We start from the raw sequence: 21,950 nt of genomic DNA on the forward strand, positions 1-21,950 counted from the left end.
GGAAACGCGAGCGACAGATTATTTGGCAACCGGGGCCGGAGGAGCCGCCGGCGTGGGCGGAGCGACGGAGTTAATGCCGCGCACCACTTTCGCCGGATTGATGGTAACGTTGTTCAGCGTGATCGAACCGGCGTGCTGCACAACCTCCGTGTGCGTCACGCCATTAAACGTAGAATTGCTGATGCGGATATTCTCGATGATCGCGCCTTCGAAACCGCGGATATACATCACGCGCGGGCTGGCCGAGCTGGTGATGTTGTCCATCTGCACATTGCGAACAATCGGCTTGAACGCACCTTTCGCACCTTCCTCGTAAAGCAGATCGATGGTGAGCACGGCCTCGGCGACCTGGCCGACCTTCACGTTACGCATGAAGACATTTTCGAGGATGCCGCCGCGCACGGCGTTGTTTTTGAAACGCAGCGCGCGGTCGAGGTCAGGGCTGTCCATGGTGCAATTTTCAACGAAGACGTTGCGAATGCCGGCACTGCACTCGCTGCCGAGCACGACGCCCCCGTGGCCGTCTTTCATGGTGCAATTACGCACGATGATGTTTTCAGAAGGAACCGGCACACGGCGACCGTCACCGTTGCGGCCAGACTTGATGGCGATGCAGTCGTCGCCGGTGTCGAACACGCAGTCTTCGATGAGCACGTCGCTCGATGATTCCGGATCGCAGCCGTCGTTATTGCCGCCGTGGGAATTCACGGTCACGCCGCGCACGGTGATGTTTTGCGAGAAAGTCGGGTGGATGACCCACATCGGTGACCGCAGAATCGTGACCCCTTCGATGAGGATGTTTTTGCAACGGTAGGGCTGAATGAAATTCGGGCGCAGGAAATGGCCGTCGCCGAAAACACGGTCTTTCACGGGCGTGTCGGTTTCCGCCATCGCAACGAGGCGATCGCGCGCAGCTTTTTGTTTCTGCGGCTTGTCGCCTTTTTTGTTCCAGCTCCACCAGTCCGCCGTGGTCGAACCGCCATCGAGCGTGCCCTCGCCGGTCACGGCGATGTTCTCTTGCTCGAACGCGTAGATGAGCGCCGAGTAGTTCATGAGCTCCACGCCTTCCCAACGCGTTTGCACGATCGGGTAATCCTTCGGGTTCGTGGAAAAGTTGAGCGTCGCGCCCTTGCTGACGTGAAGGTTCACGTTGCTCTTCAAATGAATCGCGCCGGTTTTCCATGAGCCAGCTGGAACAACCACGCGGCCGCCGCCGGCTTGGTTCGCCGCAGCAATCGCGGCGGTGATAGCCGCGCTGGAATCAGAATCAGCGCCGGGTTTGGCGCCGAAATCCGTGATCGGAAAATCACGATTCGGGAACGTTGGCGCCTTGATGCGGGCGAGCGTGCGCTCGTAATCCTGCCAACCGCGCGCAGCAATCGGGGCCTGCTTTTGCGTGATCAGTTTTTGGATTTCGATGCCCGCGAAGATAAACGCGGAGACGCCCTTCAAGTCGTTATCGATGATATTTTCGCTGATGTAGTAGTCGAACGAACCGTCACGCGGGCGGCCTTTTGAAGTAAAATCCAGGCCGGCCACTTCGCAGCACTGAGTGAGGCTGATCTTCTCGTCGTGTTCCTTGCGGATGAAATCACGCACGATGCCTTCGTAACCCTTGATGACCGCCGGAAGATATTTTTCGCGCGAGAGAAACCCGCGATTGATGCCCTTCGCCAATGCGTAGACGAACATCGAAGAGGCGGTCGATTCGAGGTAATTTCCTTTGCGATCGCCCTGATCCATCACCTGCCACCAGAGGCCGCTCTTCGGATCCTGCCAGCGCACAATGCCGTCGGCGATCTTGCGGAGGATTTCGTTCACGTGTTCCACCTCGGGATGCGTGGGCGGAAAAAATTCGAGCGAGTCCACCACCGCCATCGCATACCAGCCAACCGCGCGACCCCAGACATTGGGTGACTGGCCGGTTTTCTTGTCCGCCCAATCGCGATCGCGCGGCTCGCTCCAGGCATGCCGATACAGGCCGTTCTTCGCATCGTAGCCGTGCTTGTCCATTAACAGGATTTGCTTCGCGGCTTCATCGAGGCCAGCGGGATCTTGAAAAAGCACGCTGTAGTGCGCGAGGAACGGCGACGCCATGAACAAGCCGTCTAGCCACATTTGATTTGGGTAACGCAGCTTGTGCCAATAACCGCCGTCGGTCGTGCGCGGGTGTTTTTGCATCTGGTCGTAAAGCGTATCGATCGCCTTTTTGTATTTCGCGTCGCGCTTCCCCTGCTCCCAACCCAAGAGCAGCACCTTGCCCGGCGGAATATTGTCGATGTTGTAATCCTCCATCTTGTAGGTGGCGATGGAGCCATCGGCCTGCACGAAACTTTCGCCCATTTTCGCACCGTATTCAGCGAAACGTTTTTGGCCGGTCGCTTCGGTGAGCTTGATCAACGAGGTGCCAAGAAAAGCCGTCGTGTAGTCGATGCGCGCCTTCGAGTTGGAGCCGCCGAAGAAATGGCGGTCGCCGCGACGCTCCATTTCGGAGTCGGCCATCTTGATCGACCATTCGAGCGGCGTGGCGCCCTCGTAGCGGGCTTTATCGCCGGGCGCCGGTGCCGCGATGGCGGGAGTTGCAATCAAACCAGCCAGCAAAATACCAGCGAGCGAACGAAGGGAGTTAACAAATTTCATGATGTGGGGATTATTTTGCAGGATTGAGTTTAATCATTTCAGAGCCAGCGAGCAGGAGCGCGCCGACGCCGTAGGGTTCGGTCCATTCAGCGTCGAAGGTGACGGGCGTGAAGCCCACAGGTTGCACATGGGTTAGTTTTCCGTCAGATTTTACGTGAATACTCACAGAATCCCAGGCGCGCCGCGCCGGTTGCTCGTAAGTGGCCCGGTCCAGCAGGCCGCGATTGATGCCCCACGCGAACGCGTAACAGAAAAACGCCGTGCCGCTGGTTTCCTGCATCGGATAAGTGTCCGCATCGAGCAAACTCGCGCGCCATAAACCGTCGGCTTGCTGCGTCTTCAAGACCGCTGCGGCCATCTCGCGAAACTGTTGCTCGAAACGCGGACGCGCCGGGTGATCCTTCGGGAGCAAATCCATGACGCGGGCAAGGCCGCCCATCACCCAACCATTACCGCGGCCCCAAAAGATTTTTTTGCCGTTCGGTTCGCGTTCCTTGAACAGCGTGCTGTCGCGGAAATAAAGGTGTTCATCTTTGTCGTAGAGAAAGTCCGAGGCGAGCCACCATTTCTCGATGGCGAAATCCAGATACTTTTTCTCGCCCGTGGCTTTCCACAGCCCGATCCACGCGGGCGGCGCCATGAAGAGCGAGTCGCACCACGACCACCGGTCGTTGCGATCCTTGCGGCTCTTGTCGAAGTCGAGGTTGTCGTCCTTCGGATGCGCGAGGATGTAATCGAAGCGCTCGATCGTCGGCGCGATCATGCGCGAGTCATTGTGCAACGCGTAGAGTTCGAGATAAGTCTGCGACACCGCATGATCGTCGGCGTGATAGATGCGCGCGGCCGGTTTCCACTCGTTGGCCTCGCCCATCTTCATCATCGCATCGTGAAAGCGCGGGCTTTCCGAAACGCGCGAGAGCGCCATTACACCGGAATAGAACGCGGCGTTGTGCCACAGATTCGGTTTCCAACGGACGGAGGGATTCGCGATCTGCCAGTCGGCGGCGCGCTCCATCACTTCAAGAATTGCGGCTTTGTCGGTGCTCGCCGCCTGCGCGACGGACGCCAGACCCAGCATCACACTTAGAAAAGCAGCGGTGATTCTCATGGCGTCAGGGTGACTTTGACCGGGGAAGTGGCGCGGCGTGCGAACGCGGCGATGTAGTCGTTCCACGATTGCTGCGTGGTGAATTCACCGGCGCGCGACCAGCCGGCACCCGCGTAGTAACGCAGCGCCTGGCCCGACTTCGCATTCGCGAGCAACAGGTGGTTGCGCTCGTCCTCGGCAAAACCGATGAAATGATCCGGCGCGATAATCGCCGTGCCGAGATCGCCGTTGGTTTTTTGCACGATCCATTGCGTGAATGAACCCGCTTCCTTCACCGGCGTGAGCGCGATCTTTTCATCCTGGCCTTTATCGGCCGGCGTCTTGTTGAGGCCGATGCCAACCGTGACATCCTTGCCGCCGACGACGGTGAACGTGCTGTCGATGCGATCGAGGTTGTGGCCGGCGTCGACCGTGAAGCGTTTCACTTCGGAAACCATCGTGCCGTTGGCCATCCACGTATCGAACGTGAGTTCGAAAATCGCGCGGATCGGGCCGTTCGCGAGGACTTTCCACGAAGAGTAGTTGCGCGCGACGTGCAGCGTTTTGCCATCCCAGATGCCGGTGCCACCGCAACCGCGCGACGGGCCGACACTATACATGTCCATGCCTTCGCCCTGATCCTTGTGATAGTGATCGTGGCCTTTGTTATACCAGCGATCGACGATGAGATAATTCACGCGCTTCGACCAGATATCGAGGCCGCTCGTGACGAGCACTTCCTTCACGGAGACGCCGGCCGGAACGGGCGCGGCGAGCGCCGGGCCGTAAGTGCGGTGAGCGACCTTGTCGTTTTCCCACGCGAAGTCATCGAGGCGCTCGCCGATGTAGCGCGCGGACACTTTACTCGGAAACACGGGCGCGACGCCTTCGATTTTCTCGACGGTGAACTTCGCCGACTTCTCGCCGGCTGCGAAGGTATGTTGGAAAATCAAATCGCCGTAAGCGAGACCCTCGCCTTTCGGGTCCTTCGCCTGCGGCAGCACGTTGGTGACTTGATACGGGATCACGTTGCCGGCGGCGTCTTTGACGGCGATTTTTTGCAACAGCGCGCCGGGCAGCGCGGCGTTCACGTCCTTCCACGGAATCGTGATCGTTTCGGACGGACGGGCGATATCGAGATCGTGCGTCACCGTGACAGTCACGCGATCAGCGGCGAAAAGCGCTTGGACAGAAGCCAGCGCACCGAGCAGCAGGGAGCGGGTTTTCATAAAACTAAGAAGGTTAAAATTAACGGGCCAGCCAGCCGCCATCGACGGCGAGGATGTGGCCATGGACATAGTCGGACGCAGGTGACGCGAGATAAACCACGGCACCGGCGAGGTCACTCGATTCACCCCAACGCGAAGCCGGGATGCGCTCGAGGATGCTCTTGTTGCGCGTGGCGTCGGCGCGCAGTTGTTCGGTGTTGTCGGTCGCCATGTAACCAGGAGCGATCGCGTTCACGTTGATGCCGTGTTGCGCAAGTTCGTTGGCCATCAATTTCGTCAGGCCGCTGAGCGCGCTCTTCGACGCGGTGTAAGACGCGACACGCACGCCGCCCTGGAAGGAAAGCATCGAGGCGGTGTGAATGATTTTGCCGCGACGTTTCTGCGCGAGCCACTCGCGGGCGACGCGCTGGCTGAGACGGAAGATCGACGTGAGATTCGTTTCGATGACCTCGTCCCAATCCGTGATCGAAAACTCCGTGAAGTTCGCGCGACGAATCGTGCCGCCGTTGTTCACGACGATGTCCGGCCACGGCAATTCACCGCCGAAGGCCGCCATGAGTTTGTCGAGCGACGGACGGCTGGCCTGGTCGGCGTTGAACGTCCACGCCTTGCGACCGGTTTCTTCGACGAGTTTTTTCGTCGCGGAAAGATCGCCGCGGGCGATGAGGATGACATCGGCGCCGGCTTCCGCGAGCGCCCGCGCCATGGAAGCGCCGAGGCCTTTGGAGGCGCCCGTGACGAGCGCGACTTTGCCGGTGAGTTTAAACGAATCGAGAATGGAAGACATCGCGAGAATCAGCGGAGTTGGTTGACGGGAGCCGGATCCATGTCCGGGAAATCCTGATTTTCGCCGCCCATGCCCCACACGAACGCGTAGGCCTGCGTGCCACAACCGCTGTGGATCGACCATGGTGGGGACAACACGGCGTCGAGATTGCGCACGACGAGGTGGCGGGTGGCTTGCGGCTCGCCCATGAAATGCATGACCGCGTGCGCTTCCGGCACGTCGAAATACACATACACTTCCGAGCGCCGGAGGTGGGTGTGGGGCGGCATCGTGTTCCAGACATTGCCGGTTTCGAGACGCGTAAAACCCATCACGAGCTGGCAGGTGGGAAACGCGCCGGGATGGATGAGTTTGAAAATCGTGCGCTCGTTCGCGGTTTCACGTGCGCCGAGTTTGTTGCCTTGCGCGTCTTTGAATGGCAGGTGGCGCGTCGGGTAGGCGGTGTGCGCCGGATACGAGAGGAAATAAAAGAGCGCGGGCTGGTCCGCTGACTCCGAGGCAAACGAAACCTCTTTCACGCCACGTCCGAGATAAAGCGCGTCGAGATTACCGAACGCGTAGGTCGTGCCGTCGACGGTCACCGTGCCGGCGCCGCCGAGATTGATGATACCGGCTTCGCGGCGCTCGAGGAAGAACGCGCTGCGGACTTCAGCGGGATTCGGCAACGCGATCGCAGAAGCGGTCGGCGTGATGCCCCCGAGAATCGTGCGATCGGTTTCCCAATAACGGAAATTGGCCTCGCCGGCCTTGAAGAGGCCGCTGACGAGAAATTCCGCGCGAAGAGCTTCGGTAGGAAGCGTGTTAGCGAGGCGCGGATAGCTGGTTTCGTGGATGTTCATTGAAAATGTAAAAAATGAGTCTGGCCCAAACGGAGGTTTGGGCCAGCTCATCGTTGCTTATGCAGTAAAGCTAAAGCTGCCCGGGCAAAAGAATTCACCCGGGCAGCGGAAGGACCGTCAGAATTAAAGAACGTTTTTAGAAGCGACCTTTCACACCCAGGTTGAAGGTGGTGCCATAATCGCCGTCGCGTTGGATGTTGAGTTCACGCACGTCATAGCGGGTTTGCGGCTCGTTGGTGAGATTGCTCACGTTGAGGAAGACCGAGGCGAACTTGTGCACCTTGTATTCCATGTTCAAACCGAAGACCACGCGGGCAGCCGTGTAGTTGTAGCGGTTACCCGCAGCGGCAATCGTGAGAGCACGAGCGGTATCATCTGTATAGGTCGTGGTGAGCTGGGTTTTGAAACGCCCGATGCCATAACGGACAATGAAGTTACCCGATACTTTCGACGTGCCATCGCCACCCGCCACCGCAGACAGGAAAAGATCCTGATCGGACAGCTCGACAAAGGTCGCATTGGCCGTGACGCCCAAGCCACTAAAGGGACCAGGCAAGAAGGTGAGTTCCTGACTGTAGCTCAGTTCCAAACCTTTGAGATTGGCTTCGCCGGCATTGACGCGGGTTGCGACGGTCGAATCATTGCCTAACGCGCCCGCCGTGTAGCCGAGATCGGCAATGTCTTGCGGAATGTTGTTCGGATCGATCAGGAACGCATTCGCGATCTGGATATCATGGATCTTCTTGTAGAAGAAGTTGGCCGAAACCACACCGACGGGTTCGAAGTAGTATTCGAAACCGAGCTCGAAATTGTCCGCCGTTTCCGGCTGAAGATCGATATTTTTGCGCGTGAATGCGAACGGCGCGATATCGTTGGAAACCGCAATACCACCGGTCAATTGGCTGTAATCCGGGCGCATCAGCGATTTGAAATAGGCGGCACGCGTTACGATATTGCGAGTGGGGGCATAACGCAGCTGCGCCGAGGGCAGGACGTTATCATACTCGCGGGTGCGGGTGATGCGGCTGCCATAACGCGCGTAGATGTAGCCGGCGTCATTGGTGTTCGTCGTGCCAGAACGAGCAACCGCCTGCGTGTTGCCGATGTCATCGAACGACTTGCCCGAAGTGGTGGTGGTTTCAAAACGCACACCGCCCAAGGCCGTGAGCTTCGGCGTGATCTTGACCGTGGTCATCGCGTAGGCGGATTTTTGACGTTCGTCGATGTCGCCGTCGCTCTGGAGCTTGCCGCGGAGATTGGCGGCAGTCGCGGCCACGAAGGGACCGGACGTCGGGGCCGTGATGCCTTCGAAGTCGGTCACGTATTGCTTGAAGAACTGGAAGAGGCGGAAGTTATCAATCGTCGGATGCCAGTTGCGCGTGGCTCCAGCGATATCGGTCACGGTGACACCCTTGTCGACGTAGGCCTGATAGTTTTCGTCGAATTCGCGGAGGTTGATGTTGGTCGCGCCCGAAGCCAACGCCGAGTTCAAGGCGGCGATCGGCACCGTGAAGTTGGTGCCATAGCTTTGGATCACGTCGTAAACATCCTGACGATGCATCACGCCCACTTTGATCGTGGTCGGCATGCTCAAGCGGTCCAAATCGTAGGTCGCGTCCACACGGCCGCTCCAGATCTGGCCTTTGGCATGACGAGGATCAGCACCGACTAGGCTCAAAGCCGCGCCATTATAATTGCCGAGATCGTAGATGTTGCGCGTGTCGCCAGCGCCGGTCGGAAGCTGCGTGATCTTAAAATCCTTTTCGCCCGGCAGGTCATACTTCCAGCTCACGCCGTTCATCTGCGCCGTCACGGTGCGGAAGTAACCTTCTTCCGTAGTGTTGTAGTCATTGACTGACTTGGAATACGAACCGGAGGCCTCAACCGTGAGGTCACCTTTCTTCCATTCGACAGAAGGGCTGAGGATGGCCGTTTCACCCATTTTGCGCGAATTGCTGGAGGAAATCGTGGTGCGCGAAGTGGTGTTCGTAATCGCCGGAGCTGTGCTCGTCTGGCTCCGATCGGAGGTGCGAGCACCGACGATCGCAGCGGTGGTGATGAAGTTGAAGTCCTTGTTAAAGAACTGGGCGTCGTATTCGCCGTAGCTGGTGCGCAGCTTGAATGTGAGATCCGGCGTGGCCTTGAAATCAAGATTCACCACGGCGGAGTCGCGCCATGTGGGCTTAGGGCCGTCGCGCAACTGAATCGTCGTGTAGGTCGGCAGTTCGGTCATGTCGTCCCCGGCGATGGTGTTGAACGCGAGCGTGTTGTTCAGAATCTTCTGCTGCATGAACGAGCCCGAGTGCATGACCGCCGCGACGACACCGAGGCGTCCGTCGAGGAAGGTGTCCATGTATTCGAACGAGAAGTTCGGGAAAATGTGCCGGCGTGATTTGTCATCCCAGCCGCGTTCTTCGCCCAAGCTCATGTGGTAATCATTCATTACGGCGCTGAGGCTGTATTTGATTGAGCGGCCTTTTTGGCTGAACGCGCTCTTGCCTACCGTGTTGATGTTACCGCCCAAACCCGGCGAGGACATGTCCGCAGTCGGCGACTTGTTGACTTCGACCGTTTCCACGGTCGCGAGCGAAACTTGCTCCATTTCCAACGCGCGGAGACGGGTCAGATCGCTCGAGCCGGAGTTCGCGATGGGGTGGCCATCGAAAGTGATCGTGGCGTATTTCGGCGGCAGACCGCGGACGCGGATGTTGCGCACGTCGGCTTCGACGAAGTCGACCGTGATACCAGGCAGCAGCTTCAGGAACTCGCCCAAATTGCCTTCCGGGACATCACCGAAAGTGTCGGACGAGATTACGGTCTTCACGTTAAGCGCGAATTTCTGATCCGAAATCGCTTTGGCGTTACCTTCACGCGCGGTGGATACCCGGAAGGTATCGAGCTGCACCGTCTCGCCGTAACGGCCGGAAGTGAGACCAAAATCAAGCTTTGCCGTCTGGCCTTCGCTCACGGTTACGGATTGCTCGATCGGATCCAGACCCGTGTAGGTCGCGGAAACCTTGGTTTCACCGGCGGGCACGCCGCTGAAGGAATAGTTACCGCCAACTCCGGTGATTACCACGCGATCCGTGCCAACGAGGCGAACTTCCGCGTTCACCAAATATTGGCGGGTGGCGGTGTTACTGACTTGGCCGGACACGGTGCCGGTGGCGGCTTGCGCGAACAAAGTCGGCGAGGCCAGGGCAGCCGCAGCGAAAACGGTGCCGGTTGCAACGACGCGACCTGCTTGCAGGCCGAGGACGAGATGCGCCAACGCGCGACGCATAGACGCGGTCGCACGCAGCTTGGGAAGGGTTTCCATGACTGTGGGGGTTAACGGGGGCTTGGTTTGACGACGGCTGAACGCAGTTCCCGAGGGAAAATACTGCGGGCGGCTATCGTTTGGGGCTGGGGGGTCGAACACCAGTGAAACTGAAAAACAGTGAATTTCACTAATGAACTTGCCATCCATATTTGAACAATTCATGGATTTGGCAATTCAATTTTCCTCCCCGGCGCTACCCCCACTTTTTTCCTGCGCCGGAGTCGGCGATTTTCTTACGCAACGAATTTTTTCCCGATGTCCATCCCCAGCCAGGAACGCTACGTCATCCCCAATCTCCGCAACGCGTGTCGCATCCTGAAGTTACTCGGCGACAAACCCGACGGGCTTAAAGCTGCCGACATCGGGCGCGCGCTGAAAATCCCCGTGACGACGACGCTGCGCATCATGACCACGCTGCACCTCGAAGGCCTCGTGCGGAAAAACGGCACCCACTTCGAACTCGGCCCCGTGCTCATCCAACTCGGTAACGCCTCGCTCGCGGGCACGGAGATTCGCACGGCGGCCTTGCCCGTGTTGGAAAAACTCACGGGAAAAACCGACGAGACCTCGCACCTCGCGATTCCGTGCGACAACCGCTCGCTCATCGTCGCCGTGCAAGACAGCCCTCACCCTCTCCGCGCCGCGTCGCGCCCGGGCTTTCTCGCCGAGCTGCATTGCTCCTCCACGGGCAAAACCTTGCTCGCATTCCTGCATTTCGAACGCATCGCTGAATTCTACGGCCCCGGCACGCCCCGTCCGACTAAACGCACTCCGAAAACCCTGACCTCTCTCGCCGAGATCAAACGCGAAGCCGAGCTCACTCGTAAACGCGGTTTCAGCCTCGACGACGAAGAGTTCGCTCCCGGCATCCGCTGCCTCGCCGCTCCGGTTTACAACTCCGACGGCACCGTCGCTGCCGTCATCGGCATCACTGCCTCCACCGTGCGTTTCACCAAAGAACGCATCCCGGAAATGGCCGCAAAAGTTCAAGCCTGTGCCGCCGAGCTTTCGCGCCATCTCGGTTATTAATTAACGGGCCACTCGCCGCGACAATGACTCGGATTGCCACCGCCGAATAATTATTACCCTTTTTCGTCTTCACCCGCCCATTCCGTCGTTTACGAATACCCCTCCCGCTCCCGCCATGAACAAAACTGAAGTCCTCGCCCGCCTTAAATCCGAGAAAGTCATCGCGCTCATCCGCGCCGACGGCCCCGACAGTCTCCTCGACTGCGCCCGCGCCCTCTCCGCCGGCGGCCTTAACTGCATCGAGCTCACGATGACCACGCCCGGCGCTCTCGAGCTCTGCGCCAAGGTTTCGAAAGAACTCCCGCAAGTTCTCCTCGGCCTCGGCACCGTGCTCGACGCCGACACCGCGCGCAAAGGCATCGCCGCCGGCGCGAAGTTTATCGTCACACCGTGCGTCCGTCCCGAGGTGATCAAAGCCTGTAAAGAAGCCGGCGTCGCCGTGCTCGGCGGTTCGCTCACTCCCACCGAAGTTTACACTTCCTGGGAACTGGGCGTCGACGTCATCAAAATTTTCCCCGCCGAATATTTCGGCCCCGCCTACATCAAGTCGATCAAAGCGCCTTTCCCGAAGATCGAGCTCATGCCGACGGGCGGCGTCACCCCGGAAACCGTCGGCGAATTCCTCAAAAACGGTGCCTTCGCCACCGCCGCCGGCTCCGCACTCGTCAACCCGACCGCGTTGAAAAACAAAGACTGGGCCGCCATCACCAAACGCGCGCAAGAATTCGTCACCGCCGCCGCCGCCGTTAAATAATTTACCTCACCCAATCTTCCCTCTCCCAGCTTCCATCTCCGATTTATGAGCCTCCAAATCCGTCCGAAATCCGAATGCGCCTTTGATCAAATTTCCCTCGGCGAAGTCATGCTTCGCCTCGATCCAGGCGAAGGCCGCATCCGCACCGCCCGCAATTTCCAAGTCTGGGAAGGCGGCGGCGAATACAACACCTCGCGCGGCCTCCGTAAATGCTTCGGTTACAAAACCGGCGTGGTCACGGCGTTCGTCGACAATGAAATCGGCCACCTCGTCGAAGACTTTATCATGCAAGGCGGCGTCGCGACTGACTTCATCAAGTGGCGCGAAGACGACGGCATCGGCCGCACCGTCCGCAACGGCCTGAACTTCACCGAACGCGGCTTCGGCATCCGCGGCGCCGTCGGTAATCCTGATCGTGGCAACACCGCCGCTTCGCAACTGAAGCCCGGCGACATCGATTGGGATCACATCTTCGGCAAACTCGGCGTGCGCTGGTTCCACACCGGCGGCATCTTCGCCGCGCTCTCCGCATCCACCGCCGAGATCACCGTCGAAGCCGTCAAAGCCGCGAACAAACACGGCACGATTGTCTCCTACGATCTGAACTACCGCCCCTCGCTCTGGAAAACCATTGGCGGCCTCAAGAAAGCGCAGGAAGTAAATCGCGAGATCGCAAAATACGTCGATGTCATGATCGGCAACGAGGAAGATTTCACCGCCTCGCTCGGCTTCGCCGTGAAAGGCCAGGAAACGCTCGGCCACATCGAAACCGATGCCTTCAAGGCGATGATCGAAACCGCCGTGACCGAATTCCCGAATTTCAAAGTCGCCGCCACCACGCTGCGTCACGTCATCACCGCCACGAAAAACGACTGGTCCGCGATTCTCTGGCACGCCGGCAAATTCCACGAAAGCAAACAATACCCGGGCCTCGAGATCCTCGACCGCGTCGGCGGCGGCGACTCATTCGCCAGCGGCGTGCAGTTCGGTTTCATGGAATTTAACGACGCCCAGAAAGCCGTCGAATACGGTGCCGCCCACGGTGCGCTCGCTTCGACGACCCCTGGCGACACCTCCATGGCCACTCGCAAAGAAGTCGAGAAAGCCATCGCCGGCGGCGGCGCCCGCGTCGTGCGCTAAGAATATCCGAAAGAGAACCGACAAAAAATCTTTCTCGTTCTCTTTCTCTTAATCTTTCTCCTTCCCTGCCCGGGCCTCACCGCCCGGGCTTTTTGCGTCATCCCATTTTCATTCCCCTCGACGCGTCATCGACCTCGCGCCAGCTTTGCACCTGCACACCCAACCCACCCGACTCATGCAATGGTATTACGCGGAAGGCACGGAAAAGCGCGGCGCATTTTCCGAGGAACAGATCAAAGCTCTCGTCGCCAATGGCATCGTGCAACCTGACACGCGCGTCTGGTGCACCGGCATGACCGACTGGCAGCCTGCTTCGGCAACGCCGTTGATGAGCGGCGCGGTTTCAGCACCTCCCATTGGCTATCACCGTTGCATCATCACCGGAAAATTCTTCCCGCCCGAGCAGATGATCCAGACGCAACACGGCTGGGTCTCAAGCGAGGGCAAAGACATTTACTACCAAAGCCTCCGCGAAGGCGTGCCGGTGCCAAGCGCACCCGGCACCACGAATGCGCGCCGCGACGGCAAATACCTGGTCGTGCCCGTCAACGGCGCCCAACTCCCGATGCGTTGCGTAAAAACCAACACGCCCGTCAGCGCCCACGAAATCAAAACCAAGACGCTCTACTGGTGCACGCCGTGGGCTGCGATCAGCATTCTGCTCAGCATCCTGATTTATTTAATCCTCTACTTGATCCTTCGGAAAAAAGTTCAGGTGGATATTCCCCTGAGTCCCGCGGGAAAGAGCATCATCCGCAAACACGTCATCATCGCGACGCTCGTGACGCTCGGCGGCATCGCCCTGGGGATTGTCGGCATCGCGGATACCAACCTCATTTGGCTCATCCTCCCTGCCCTGCTCACTTTCCTCGGCGGACTTATCTACGGAAACATCAAAGGCACCGCGCTGCGCGTCCGGAAACTGAAAAACGGCGAAGCCTGGCTCGCCGGCGCCAGTTCGGAATTTCTTGCCGAGTTGCCCCCGCGCTAAACACGGATTCCACCACCGCGCTCTCCCCGAAAACTCTCCCGCGACGGGCGCCCGCGGGAAATTGTTTTGAGCGATTCGCCAACAGCGCCAGCGTCGCCCCATGACAACTCGCACGCGTTTCTCCAACCGGTGGCTCAGCGTAGTTCTATTTTCACTCGCGAGCATCGCGCCGATTGGCGCTGCCGAGTATTTTCCGCCGCGTGGCGAGTGGGCGCACGCGAAGCCCGCCGAATTGGGCCTCGACGCTGCGCGCCTGCAAGCGGCCATCGCATTTTCCGTAACCCACGAATCCACTGAGCCCCGCGACCAAGCCGCTGGCCTGCGCAAAACCTTCGGCGAGCGCGAACCGAATTTCACGCTTCTCGGCCCGACGCGCCCGCGCGGCGATCTCACCGGTATCGTAATTCGTCGCGGCAAAGTGGCCGCTGTCTGGGGCGAACCCGACCGCGCGGACATGACGCACAGCGTCGCCAAAACGTTTCTCTCCACCGTTACCGGCCTCGCTTACGACCGCGGCCTCATCCGCTCACTCGAGGATCGCGTCGCACCTTACCTGCCTGAGCCCGATCTTTTTGCCGATCCGCACAACGCGCCAATCACGTGGGATCACCTGCTGCGTCAAACCAGCGATTGGTCGGGCACGCTCTGGGGCGTTCCCGATTGGGCGGATCGGCCGGTGGGGAAAACTCGCATCGATTATCCGAATCGTCCGATGCACGCGCCGGGCACACTTTTCAAATACAACGACGTCCGCGTAAACCTCCTCGCGCTCTCCACGCTCCACGTCTGGCGCGAACCGTTGCCCGTCGTGTTGCGTCGTGAGTTGATGGATCCCATCGGTGCGTCGAGCACGTGGCGTTGGCACGGTTACGAAAATTCGTGGATCGAACTCGACGGCCAGCGCGTGCAGTCCGTCAGCGGTGGCGGCCACTTCGGCGGCGGCATGTTCATCAACGCGTGGGATCTCGCGCGCTTCGGCTATCTTTTTCTGCGACGCGGTGAATGGGCCGGCCAGCGCCTCGTGTCGGAACAGTGGATCAAGTTCGCCACCACGCCCGGCCCCGCCAACGCGAACCTCGGTTTCTGCAACTGGTATCTCAACCTCGACGGCAAACTCCGCCCCGGCACGCCGAAGACGAGCGTCACGTTCGTCGGCAACGGCCGCAATATCGTCTACGTGGACTGGGAAAACGATCTCGTCGTCGTCATCCGCTGGATCAAGGACGATGCCGCCGTCGCGGAATTCTTGGCGAAGATCGTCAGCTCCATCGAATCACGCTGATTTTATAAGTTCACCGTTTCGCTGCAGCGACCGACGCAACAAACTCGTCAGCGTTGATTTCCGTTTCGGTTGTTTCAGCGCTCGTTCCAAAAATTTCAGCACGACGGCTTCCTCGGCTTCGAGTTCCCAATTCATCCGCGCGAGCAGGTTGCGTTTTAATTTTTCCGGAAACCTTACGGCATTACCGGCGAGATACGCGTTCATCACCACGGGATGCACGTAACTTTTCCGGCAAATCGCGGGCGTGTTACCGAGACAGGCCGCCACGCGTTCGATCGCGCGGCCGAGGTTTTTCTTCGTGGGCTTCTCTTCGCCGCTCGCAAATTCATGCAGCTCCAGCGCGGCGAGCACCGTGCCGGCCCACGTGCGGAAATCTTTTGCGGAAAATTCTTCGCCGGCCGCCGCGCGCAAGTAAGCGTTCACGTCATCAGAATTCACCTTCTGCCGTTGCCCGGCCTCGTCCACGTATTGGAACAGCTCTTGCCCGGGCAATTCTTGCGACGCACGCACGATTTTCGCGAGGCGTGGATCATGGAGTTCGACGTCGTGGGTTTTGCCACTCTTGCCGAGAAAATGAAACTTCAGTGTGCCGCCGCGAATTTCCACATGGCGGTCGCGCATCGTGCTCAGTCCGAATGAATGGTTTTGCTTCGCGTATTCTTCATTGCCGACCCGAATGTGCGTTTCCTCCAATAAGCGCACGATCGCCGCGAGCACTTTGTCGCGACCTAAATCGCGTTTGCGCAAATCGCGATTCACACGCCGGCGGATTTTCGGCAGCGCACGGCCAAACGCGATCATGCGTTCGAACTTCGTCGCATCGCGCGTTTCCCGCCAATCCGGATGATACCGGTATTGTTTCCGCCCGCGCGCATCGCGCCCGGTGGCTTGGATGTGGCCGTTCGCATGGTTGCAAATCCACACGTCCGTCCACGCGGGCGGAATTCCCAAGCGGCGCAACCGCGCCACCTCTTCCCCGCGTCGCACCAATCCACCGTCCGCCGTGCGATAACGGAAATTAGCGCCCACCCGCTCACGCTTGATTCCCGGCGCGCCGTCGGATACGTAGCGCAGTCCGGCATCTTTGGCGGCACTTTTGGCTTTGGCCACGAGGGCGGGAATTTCTTCGAGGGATTTCACGAGCCCCTGCTGACTCGAATTTTATCCATGGGTTGCGTGTCCGATAGCCTGCAGAGGAATTCACCCTATACAGCAGGTAACAACGTGACACCGGCGGCCTCTTTCGTTTTCCATGACTTTGGCGCGACCGTGCGTCGTGTTCACCGAAAATTTTCCATGTCCCTCAAAGTTCCCGCCACCACCCACGCCGATACGCTTGTCCGCGAAACGCGCGCGCACCATCTCCAGTTGAGCGCGATGGCCGACGTGAAGGCCAACATGCTGATCACTATGTCGTGTATTATCACGACGCTGTGTATCCCGCGCATTTCGCCGGATCGCCTGCTCTCGCCGCTGACCATTCTCGTCGGGTTTTGTTTGCTGACGATCGGCCTCGCGACTTACGCGGTGATGCCGAAAAAATCTTATCACCGGAAAAACGCCAAACGCGGCGCCACGTTCAACGTCCTTTTCTTCGGTGATTTCACTAGCCTCAGCTTCGAACAATTTAAGGATGAAATGCAGACGCTGATGCAGGATCACAACCTCGTCTATGAAGCGCAGCTGCGCGAAACCTACCAGATCGGCCTCTTCCTCGCCGACACGAAGTATCAATTTCTCCGCTTCGCCTATTTCTCGTTTGGAACGGGCATTGTTTCCAGCGTGGGTTCGCTGCTGGTTTACGGTCCCTGAATTTTTTCGTTAAATCATTCGCTGGCGTCTCGACCGTGCGGTGCTAGCGTCCGTTTGCGATGCCCCTTGAAACCGCGCTCAACCCCGGCAGCGAAGTGCTGTTGCTCGAAGACGATGCGGCGCTGCGCAAACGCCTCGCTGCGCATCTCCGCCAGCTCGGCGCCGAAGTAACGGAAGCCGGCAATCTCGCCGAAGCGCGCCGCTTGTTGCACGGGGTGCGTTTCGATTTCGCGCTCGTGGATTTGCATCTGCCCGATGGCGAAGTGCTCGAGTTGTTGCGCGAAGGCGCCTTCTCGGAAAACACCGGCATCGTCGTGATGACCGCGTTCGGCGGCATCAAGCAAGCCGTCGAAGCCATCCGCCTGGGCGCGAGCGATTATCTCTCAAAACCGTTCGAACTCGACGAACTCCAAATCGCGTTCGCACGCTGCCGGCAGTCTCGAAAAGCCGATCGCCGCGAAGAACACCGGCGCGCCGAAACCGCAGCCGACGCCGAACAGATTTTATTCGGCACGAGCCTCGCCGCGATTCACAGCCAGCTCACGCAAATCATCGCGACCGAACGCCGCCTCGTGCGTCGCCTGCCGCCCGTGCTCATCGAAGGCGAAACCGGCACCGGCAAAAGCGTGCTTGCGCGCTGGCTGCATCGCGAAGGCCCGCGCGCGGCGCAGCCTTTCATCGCGGTCAACTGCGCCGCATTGCCGGACTCACTCGCGGAAGCAGAACTTTTCGGCCACGAACGCGGTGCGTTCACCGATGCCAAACGCGCACGCCTGGGTCTATTCGAAGCGGCCGACGGCGGCACACTGTTTCTCGACGAGGTCGCGTCACTCTCGCTGCCGACGCAGGCCAAACTGCTCACCGCCATCGAGGATGGAAAAATCCGCCGCCTCGGCGGCACGCGCGAAATCTCCATCGACGTCCGTCTGATCACCGCGAGCAATCGTCCGCTCGACGACCTCGCCGCCCAAGGGGCGTTTCGCGAAGACCTTTATCACCGCCTGAATCTGCTGCGGCTCACGTTGCCGCCCTTGCGTGAGCGTGGCGCGGATATCCTGCCGCTCGCGCATCATCTCCTCGCGCAACTCGGCACGCGCCATCGCCTCAAGAATCTCCGCATCCCCCCCGCTGGCGAAACGCGACTCGCGGCCTACCGCTGGCCGGGCAATGTTCGCGAGCTCGCCCACGAACTCGAACGCGCGATCATTTTCAGCGGCGGCCGTGAACTCGATTTCGCCACCCTCGGCGGCGCGCCAGATTCCGCGCACCCCGCATCGGCGGCACCGGCCAACTCATGGCGCAACCCGGCGTGGCGCCTGCCTGAAACAGGTTTCTCTATCGACGCGGCTATCGACGAACTTATCGCCGAAGCCCTCAGGGAAACCGACGGCAACGTCTCCGCCGCCGCCCGCCGTCTCGGCGTCACGCGGGAGTTTCTTCGCTACCGCCTCGACGCGCAAAAACCGCAGGATGCGTAGATTTGAAATCGCACCGCACGACTGGTTGCCTTCCCCCAAAATCACTGCGCTCGTCCTGAAACTTTGGTTGCCTGCCCCCAACATTTTTTCGCCGACGTGGTGGTGTTTGCAGCGAACAAATTTTTTATTTTTTTCAAACCAACCACTTACGCCAATCCCGTCCGCATTGGCACGCGGCGCGCAATTGATTCGCCAGTCCGCCACCCCGGCGGGCGCAACCCATCCTCCCCAATGAAACTTCCGATTTGCGCCTTAGTTCTCGTCGGAGCCAGTGGCTCCCTCTTTGCCGCAGAAGCCACCAACTCCGCGCCCACGCAGTCTGAAACCAAGGCCTACACCGACGGCGGCACGACCACGAGCACGGTCACGTCCTATTCCCCCTCCTACTCGCCGTCTTATTCTTCGAGCTGGGATCGCTCCAGTTACGGCGGCTTTAGCGGCGGCTACAGTTCTGGTTACGTCACCACGCAATACCGTCCGCTTTATTACGCGCCGAATCCGCCCGCGCTCGGCCAACTCGGATTCCGCACCCGCAGCAGCACCGATCTCAATAAATTCGCCCCACCGCTCGGACTCGCGAGCCACGTCTACGAACTGTTTTTCACGCCCCTAAGCACGCTGCTCTTCACGGAAGATCTCTCTAAAAAACGCCGCGAAAAACTCGACGCTTACCAGGCCGCCCGCAGCGGCTTGATCGCGGAAATCCGCACCAAGCTCGATTCGTTACAAGGCGCGAATGCCGCGACTCGCGAAAGCGAACTCGCCGCGCTCGCCACCACGCAATCCACGCGGCTCGCCGCGCTCGAAGTCGCCGCTGAAGAGTTGCGCTACAATTATGTCGAAGGCGGATTTTTCCAATCGAACTCCGACTGGAACGACAGCCGCCGCTGGCGCCTCGGCGATGACACGCGTTGGGAAAGCCAGCTCGACGAGATCAAAGTCATGCGCGGTTACGCCGCCTACCAACACGGCTTGTCCACCGAGCAACGCTATCTGCTCCGCGAACTCGCGATGGAACTCGAAGACAGCATGGCAGCGCCGACCTCCGACATTTCACTCACGTCTCAAGGGCCGTATTTTTATTTCTCGCCAGCCACCGCGCGCATCACGCTCCCGATCGATATTCCGGATACCGTGGAGACTCAGATCAGCCGCTACCGCGAACTCAAATCCGGCTTGAAACAAGAACTCCGCGACACGCTCTACGCCAACGACCGGGCCTTGTTTAACTCGAAACGCGTCAGCGCACTCAAGGCCCTCGCCGAGAAACAAGCTTCGGGTTTCGTCGAACTCGACCGCCTGGCCGAAGACATCCGCCGCAGCCTCGCGCCGTTGCCCAATCCTGCCCGACCACCCGCGTTGCCACTCTCCAACGAGCTGCGCACACGCGTCACCAACTACCACCGCCAGAAAGCCGCCCTGCAAACTGCGTTACTTTCGAAGCTCGATGAAGTCCGCGCCACGCTCTCGACCGACCGCGTGGAATTCACCCGCGTCGGCGACAGCTATAACGTCACCGTCATTCCCAACCGCCGCGCCAGCGCGGAACAGATCGCGAAACGCGAGGCCATTGTCGCCGCACTCAAATCCTTTAATCAGGAGCACTCGCAAAAATACTCCGCGCTCACCCGCGAAAAAACCGCGCTCGCCCGCGACGTGCTGAGCGCCGTCGGCGACCTCTCCGGTCGTAACACCACGAAGAGCCTGAACCAACTGTTGCAGGAATTTAATTTCTCCCTGCAAAAACAGGAAATCTGGGAGCTCTATCGCGACTACGAAATCGCTGCGCTCGAGCCCGGCCTTTCTCCAGCCCAACGCCGCATCTTTTTCGGCGTCGCGATCGACAAGTTGAACTTGCCGCTCAACAACTAAGTCCTTCCCCAAAAAATCTTTCTCTTTCCTCTTTCTCTTAATCTTTCTCCCGTTCGTTTACTCATCGGGATCAAAGAGAAAGATAACGAGTAAGAGAAAGATTAACCGCCCCACCGCCGCCGCTGCCCCATGTCGAAGAACGCCTCACCGCGCCTCGCACTCGCGTCGCTGCTGACGGGCATTCTTCTCACGGCGATTTTTGCCGGCCTGCTGATTCCGTTTCGCAACCAACTGCGCACGGAGATCCGCCAAAAAATCATCGAGCGCGACGCCGCGGTGCTCCACCCCGTCGCGCTCCAGCAACTCGCCGAAGTTGCCGCGCGCGCCATCGACAGCCCCGGCGACGCCGAGCAACTCACACCCGTCCTGCGCAGTGCGCAGCAACAAGGCATGCTCGCGGTCGCCGTCTTCGATGACCAAGGCAACCCGATCCACTTCGTCCCCGCCTCGATGCTTTTCGTCGAGCTCCCGGTCGAGGACTACTTGGAACTCAGCACGAATTTAAAACCCCTCAGTCGCTATCACGCTGAATTCGACCTCAACCAGACTTTCCCCGAGATCTCGCCCGCGCAAAGCCACGCGCCCGTGCTCGAGGTGCTGCTTCCCCTCCATTTTGGCACCAGCCAAAAACTCGCGGGTGTCGCCCGCTACATCATCGATGCCCGCGCGCTCTCCGTGGAACTCGCGGCACTCGACGAACGCATCGATCGCGAAACCACTTTCACCATCGCCGCCGCCGCCGCGCTCATCGGACTGGTGTTAACCGCCGCTTACTTCGGCCTGCGCCGCGCCCAACGCACCATCGCCGAGCGCAACGAAAAGATTCTCCGCACGAACTTTGAGCTCACGCTCTCCGTCAAAGCCTCCGCGCTCGGCCAGATCACCTCGCACCTCATTCACGGCCTGCAAGGTTCCGTCGCCGGCCTCGCCGCCATCACCGCCGGACGCAGCGCAGAACAACCGACCGACGAAGATTGGAAAACCGCCGCCACTTACACACAGCGCATGCAGGCGATCATCCATGAAGCCGTCGCGCTCCTCGGCGACTCCGCCGCGCAGACGACCTACGAACTCACTGGCGACGAACTCGCCGACATCATCCGCCGGCGCAACACCCCAACCGCCGAGGAAAAAGGCATCAACTTCAGCGTCAGCGGCGGATTCAAGCACGCGCTCGACAGTCACCGTGGCAGTTTGTTGTGCCTCATCACCACAAACCTCGTGCAAAATTCCATCGAAGCCACGCCCGCGGGTTGCGATATCAATGTCAGCTTCCGCAACGGCGGCGACACCGCCACGGTCACCGTAAAAGACGAAGGCCACGGCATTCCTGCTGAGTTGCGCCCGCATATTTTCGAAGCCGGTCGCACCGGGCGCCGCGGCGGCACCGGTCTCGGTCTCGCGATCAGCCAGCTACTCGCTCGCCAGATCAACGCGACACTCGAGCTCGACTCCACCGGACCCGCCGGCACGACGTTCAAGCTCACTGTGCCGTTAAATTGAGGTAGGGTCGGTTATCCCTAACCGCCCTTCGACACGCTTCTGTCCCGCGAGGGCGGTTAAGGACAACCGCCCCTACTTTGATCTCTCAGAATTCTCGCGCGCCCAGGCCCCCCGCATCTCCTTCCTCAATGCTGCGCATCGGGTTTATCAATTAACGCCGCGACTGCGTTTGAGGTTATTGTGCG

Annotated in this window: 16 protein-coding genes; 9 read left to right on the forward strand and 7 right to left on the reverse strand. The window is 59.6% G+C overall.

Annotated features, from left to right (window positions below):
• Positions 1–18: 18 nt before the first annotated feature.
• From ACRRQW_RS05745 to ACRRQW_RS05770, 6 genes are all read right to left on the reverse strand, one after another.
• Positions 19–2,640: a glycoside hydrolase family 88 protein gene (locus tag ACRRQW_RS05745; RefSeq protein ID WP_438480309.1), complete on the reverse strand. Its 2,622-nt coding sequence runs from the start codon at positions 2,638–2,640 to the stop codon at positions 19–21.
• 10 nt (positions 2,641–2,650) lie between these two features.
• The gene (locus ACRRQW_RS05750) at positions 2,651–3,748 is read right to left on the reverse strand and encodes a glycoside hydrolase family 88/105 protein (RefSeq protein WP_438480310.1); all 1,098 of its coding nucleotides are present in this window, start codon (positions 3,746–3,748) and stop codon (positions 2,651–2,653) included.
• Positions 3,745–4,956, reverse strand: a complete 1,212-nt coding sequence (locus ACRRQW_RS05755; protein WP_438480311.1) for a DUF4861 domain-containing protein — start codon at positions 4,954–4,956, stop codon at positions 3,745–3,747. Before ACRRQW_RS05755 ends, ACRRQW_RS05750 begins: the two co-directional genes overlap by 4 nt.
• Before the next feature lie 19 nt (positions 4,957–4,975).
• Positions 4,976–5,743 carry a 2-dehydro-3-deoxy-D-gluconate 5-dehydrogenase KduD gene (kduD, locus tag ACRRQW_RS05760; RefSeq protein ID WP_438480312.1) on the reverse strand — a complete coding sequence of 256 codons (768 nt, stop codon included), beginning with the start codon at positions 5,741–5,743 and terminating at the stop codon, positions 4,976–4,978.
• A gap of 8 nt (positions 5,744–5,751) precedes the next feature.
• Positions 5,752–6,582, reverse strand: a complete 831-nt coding sequence (gene kduI / locus ACRRQW_RS05765) for a 5-dehydro-4-deoxy-D-glucuronate isomerase (protein ID WP_438480313.1) — start codon at positions 6,580–6,582, stop codon at positions 5,752–5,754.
• A gap of 136 nt (positions 6,583–6,718) precedes the next feature.
• A complete protein-coding gene (locus ACRRQW_RS05770) occupies positions 6,719–9,901 on the reverse strand; it encodes a TonB-dependent receptor (protein WP_438480314.1) in 3,183 nt (1,060 codons plus the stop codon).
• 258 nt (positions 9,902–10,159) lie between these two features.
• Between ACRRQW_RS05770 and ACRRQW_RS05775 the strand changes: the two genes are divergently transcribed.
• From ACRRQW_RS05775 to ACRRQW_RS05795, 5 genes are all read left to right on the forward strand, one after another.
• Complete coding sequence (locus ACRRQW_RS05775; protein ID WP_438480315.1) at positions 10,160–10,933, forward strand: IclR family transcriptional regulator; 774 nt, start codon at positions 10,160–10,162, stop codon at positions 10,931–10,933.
• A gap of 115 nt (positions 10,934–11,048) precedes the next feature.
• Complete coding sequence (locus ACRRQW_RS05780; protein ID WP_438480316.1) at positions 11,049–11,687, forward strand: bifunctional 4-hydroxy-2-oxoglutarate aldolase/2-dehydro-3-deoxy-phosphogluconate aldolase; 639 nt, start codon at positions 11,049–11,051, stop codon at positions 11,685–11,687.
• A gap of 45 nt (positions 11,688–11,732) precedes the next feature.
• A complete protein-coding gene (locus ACRRQW_RS05785; protein ID WP_438480317.1) occupies positions 11,733–12,827 on the forward strand; it encodes a PfkB family carbohydrate kinase in 1,095 nt (364 codons plus the stop codon).
• A gap of 175 nt (positions 12,828–13,002) precedes the next feature.
• Positions 13,003–13,818, forward strand: a complete 816-nt coding sequence (locus tag ACRRQW_RS05790) for a DUF4339 domain-containing protein (protein WP_438480318.1) — start codon at positions 13,003–13,005, stop codon at positions 13,816–13,818.
• A 100-nt stretch (positions 13,819–13,918) separates the two neighbouring features.
• A complete protein-coding gene (locus ACRRQW_RS05795) occupies positions 13,919–15,100 on the forward strand; it encodes a serine hydrolase domain-containing protein (RefSeq protein WP_438480319.1) in 1,182 nt (393 codons plus the stop codon).
• Here ACRRQW_RS05795 and ACRRQW_RS05800 read toward each other — a convergent pair.
• On the reverse strand, positions 15,092–16,240 hold the full coding sequence (locus ACRRQW_RS05800; RefSeq protein WP_438480320.1) for a DNA topoisomerase IB: 1,149 nt from the start codon (positions 16,238–16,240) through the stop codon (positions 15,092–15,094). The two genes, ACRRQW_RS05795 and ACRRQW_RS05800, sit on opposite strands and share 9 nt — an antisense overlap.
• A gap of 156 nt (positions 16,241–16,396) precedes the next feature.
• Here ACRRQW_RS05800 and ACRRQW_RS05805 point away from each other — a divergent pair, with 156 nt between their 5' ends.
• From ACRRQW_RS05805 to ACRRQW_RS05820, 4 genes are all read left to right on the forward strand, one after another.
• Entirely contained in the window at positions 16,397–16,912 is a 516-nt protein-coding gene (locus ACRRQW_RS05805; RefSeq protein WP_438480321.1) for a Pycsar system effector family protein, read from the forward strand.
• A 59-nt stretch (positions 16,913–16,971) separates the two neighbouring features.
• Positions 16,972–18,390, forward strand: coding sequence for a sigma-54-dependent transcriptional regulator (locus ACRRQW_RS05810; protein WP_438480322.1), 1,419 nt, complete (start codon positions 16,972–16,974; stop codon positions 18,388–18,390).
• Positions 18,391–18,621: 231 nt separating this feature from the next.
• Positions 18,622–20,262 (forward strand): hypothetical protein, encoded by a 1,641-nt coding sequence (locus tag ACRRQW_RS05815; RefSeq protein ID WP_438480323.1) that lies wholly within the window; start codon positions 18,622–18,624, stop codon positions 20,260–20,262.
• Positions 20,263–20,391: 129 nt separating this feature from the next.
• Entirely contained in the window at positions 20,392–21,765 is a 1,374-nt protein-coding gene (locus tag ACRRQW_RS05820) for a sensor histidine kinase (protein ID WP_438480324.1), read from the forward strand.
• Positions 21,766–21,950 lie beyond the last annotated feature (185 nt).

The sequence above is a fragment of the Oleiharenicola lentus genome (genome assembly GCF_051660365.1).
GTDB classification, from domain to species: domain Bacteria; phylum Verrucomicrobiota; class Verrucomicrobiia; order Opitutales; family Opitutaceae; genus Lacunisphaera; species Lacunisphaera lenta_A.

Excerpts from the sequence above, each read along its gene's own strand:
- ACRRQW_RS05745 (WP_438480309.1), bottom strand. The coding sequence starts at position 2,640 with ATGAAATTTGTTAACTCCCTTCGTTCGCTCGCTGGTATTTTGCTGGCT.
- ACRRQW_RS05750 (WP_438480310.1), bottom strand. The coding sequence starts at position 3,748 with ATGAGAATCACCGCTGCTTTTCTAAGTGTGATGCTGGGTCTGGCGTCC.
- ACRRQW_RS05755 (WP_438480311.1), bottom strand. The coding sequence starts at position 4,956 with ATGAAAACCCGCTCCCTGCTGCTCGGTGCGCTGGCTTCTGTCCAAGCG.
- kduD (WP_438480312.1), bottom strand. The coding sequence starts at position 5,743 with ATGTCTTCCATTCTCGATTCGTTTAAACTCACCGGCAAAGTCGCGCTC.
- kduI (WP_438480313.1), bottom strand. The coding sequence starts at position 6,582 with ATGAACATCCACGAAACCAGCTATCCGCGCCTCGCTAACACGCTTCCT.
- ACRRQW_RS05770 (WP_438480314.1), bottom strand. The coding sequence starts at position 9,901 with ATGGAAACCCTTCCCAAGCTGCGTGCGACCGCGTCTATGCGTCGCGCG.
- ACRRQW_RS05775 (WP_438480315.1), top strand. The coding sequence starts at position 10,160 with ATGTCCATCCCCAGCCAGGAACGCTACGTCATCCCCAATCTCCGCAAC.
- ACRRQW_RS05780 (WP_438480316.1), top strand. The coding sequence starts at position 11,049 with ATGAACAAAACTGAAGTCCTCGCCCGCCTTAAATCCGAGAAAGTCATC.
- ACRRQW_RS05785 (WP_438480317.1), top strand. The coding sequence starts at position 11,733 with ATGAGCCTCCAAATCCGTCCGAAATCCGAATGCGCCTTTGATCAAATT.
- ACRRQW_RS05790 (WP_438480318.1), top strand. The coding sequence starts at position 13,003 with ATGCAATGGTATTACGCGGAAGGCACGGAAAAGCGCGGCGCATTTTCC.
- ACRRQW_RS05795 (WP_438480319.1), top strand. The coding sequence starts at position 13,919 with ATGACAACTCGCACGCGTTTCTCCAACCGGTGGCTCAGCGTAGTTCTA.
- ACRRQW_RS05805 (WP_438480321.1), top strand. The coding sequence starts at position 16,397 with ATGTCCCTCAAAGTTCCCGCCACCACCCACGCCGATACGCTTGTCCGC.
- ACRRQW_RS05810 (WP_438480322.1), top strand. The coding sequence starts at position 16,972 with ATGCCCCTTGAAACCGCGCTCAACCCCGGCAGCGAAGTGCTGTTGCTC.
- ACRRQW_RS05815 (WP_438480323.1), top strand. The coding sequence starts at position 18,622 with ATGAAACTTCCGATTTGCGCCTTAGTTCTCGTCGGAGCCAGTGGCTCC.
- ACRRQW_RS05820 (WP_438480324.1), top strand. The coding sequence starts at position 20,392 with ATGTCGAAGAACGCCTCACCGCGCCTCGCACTCGCGTCGCTGCTGACG.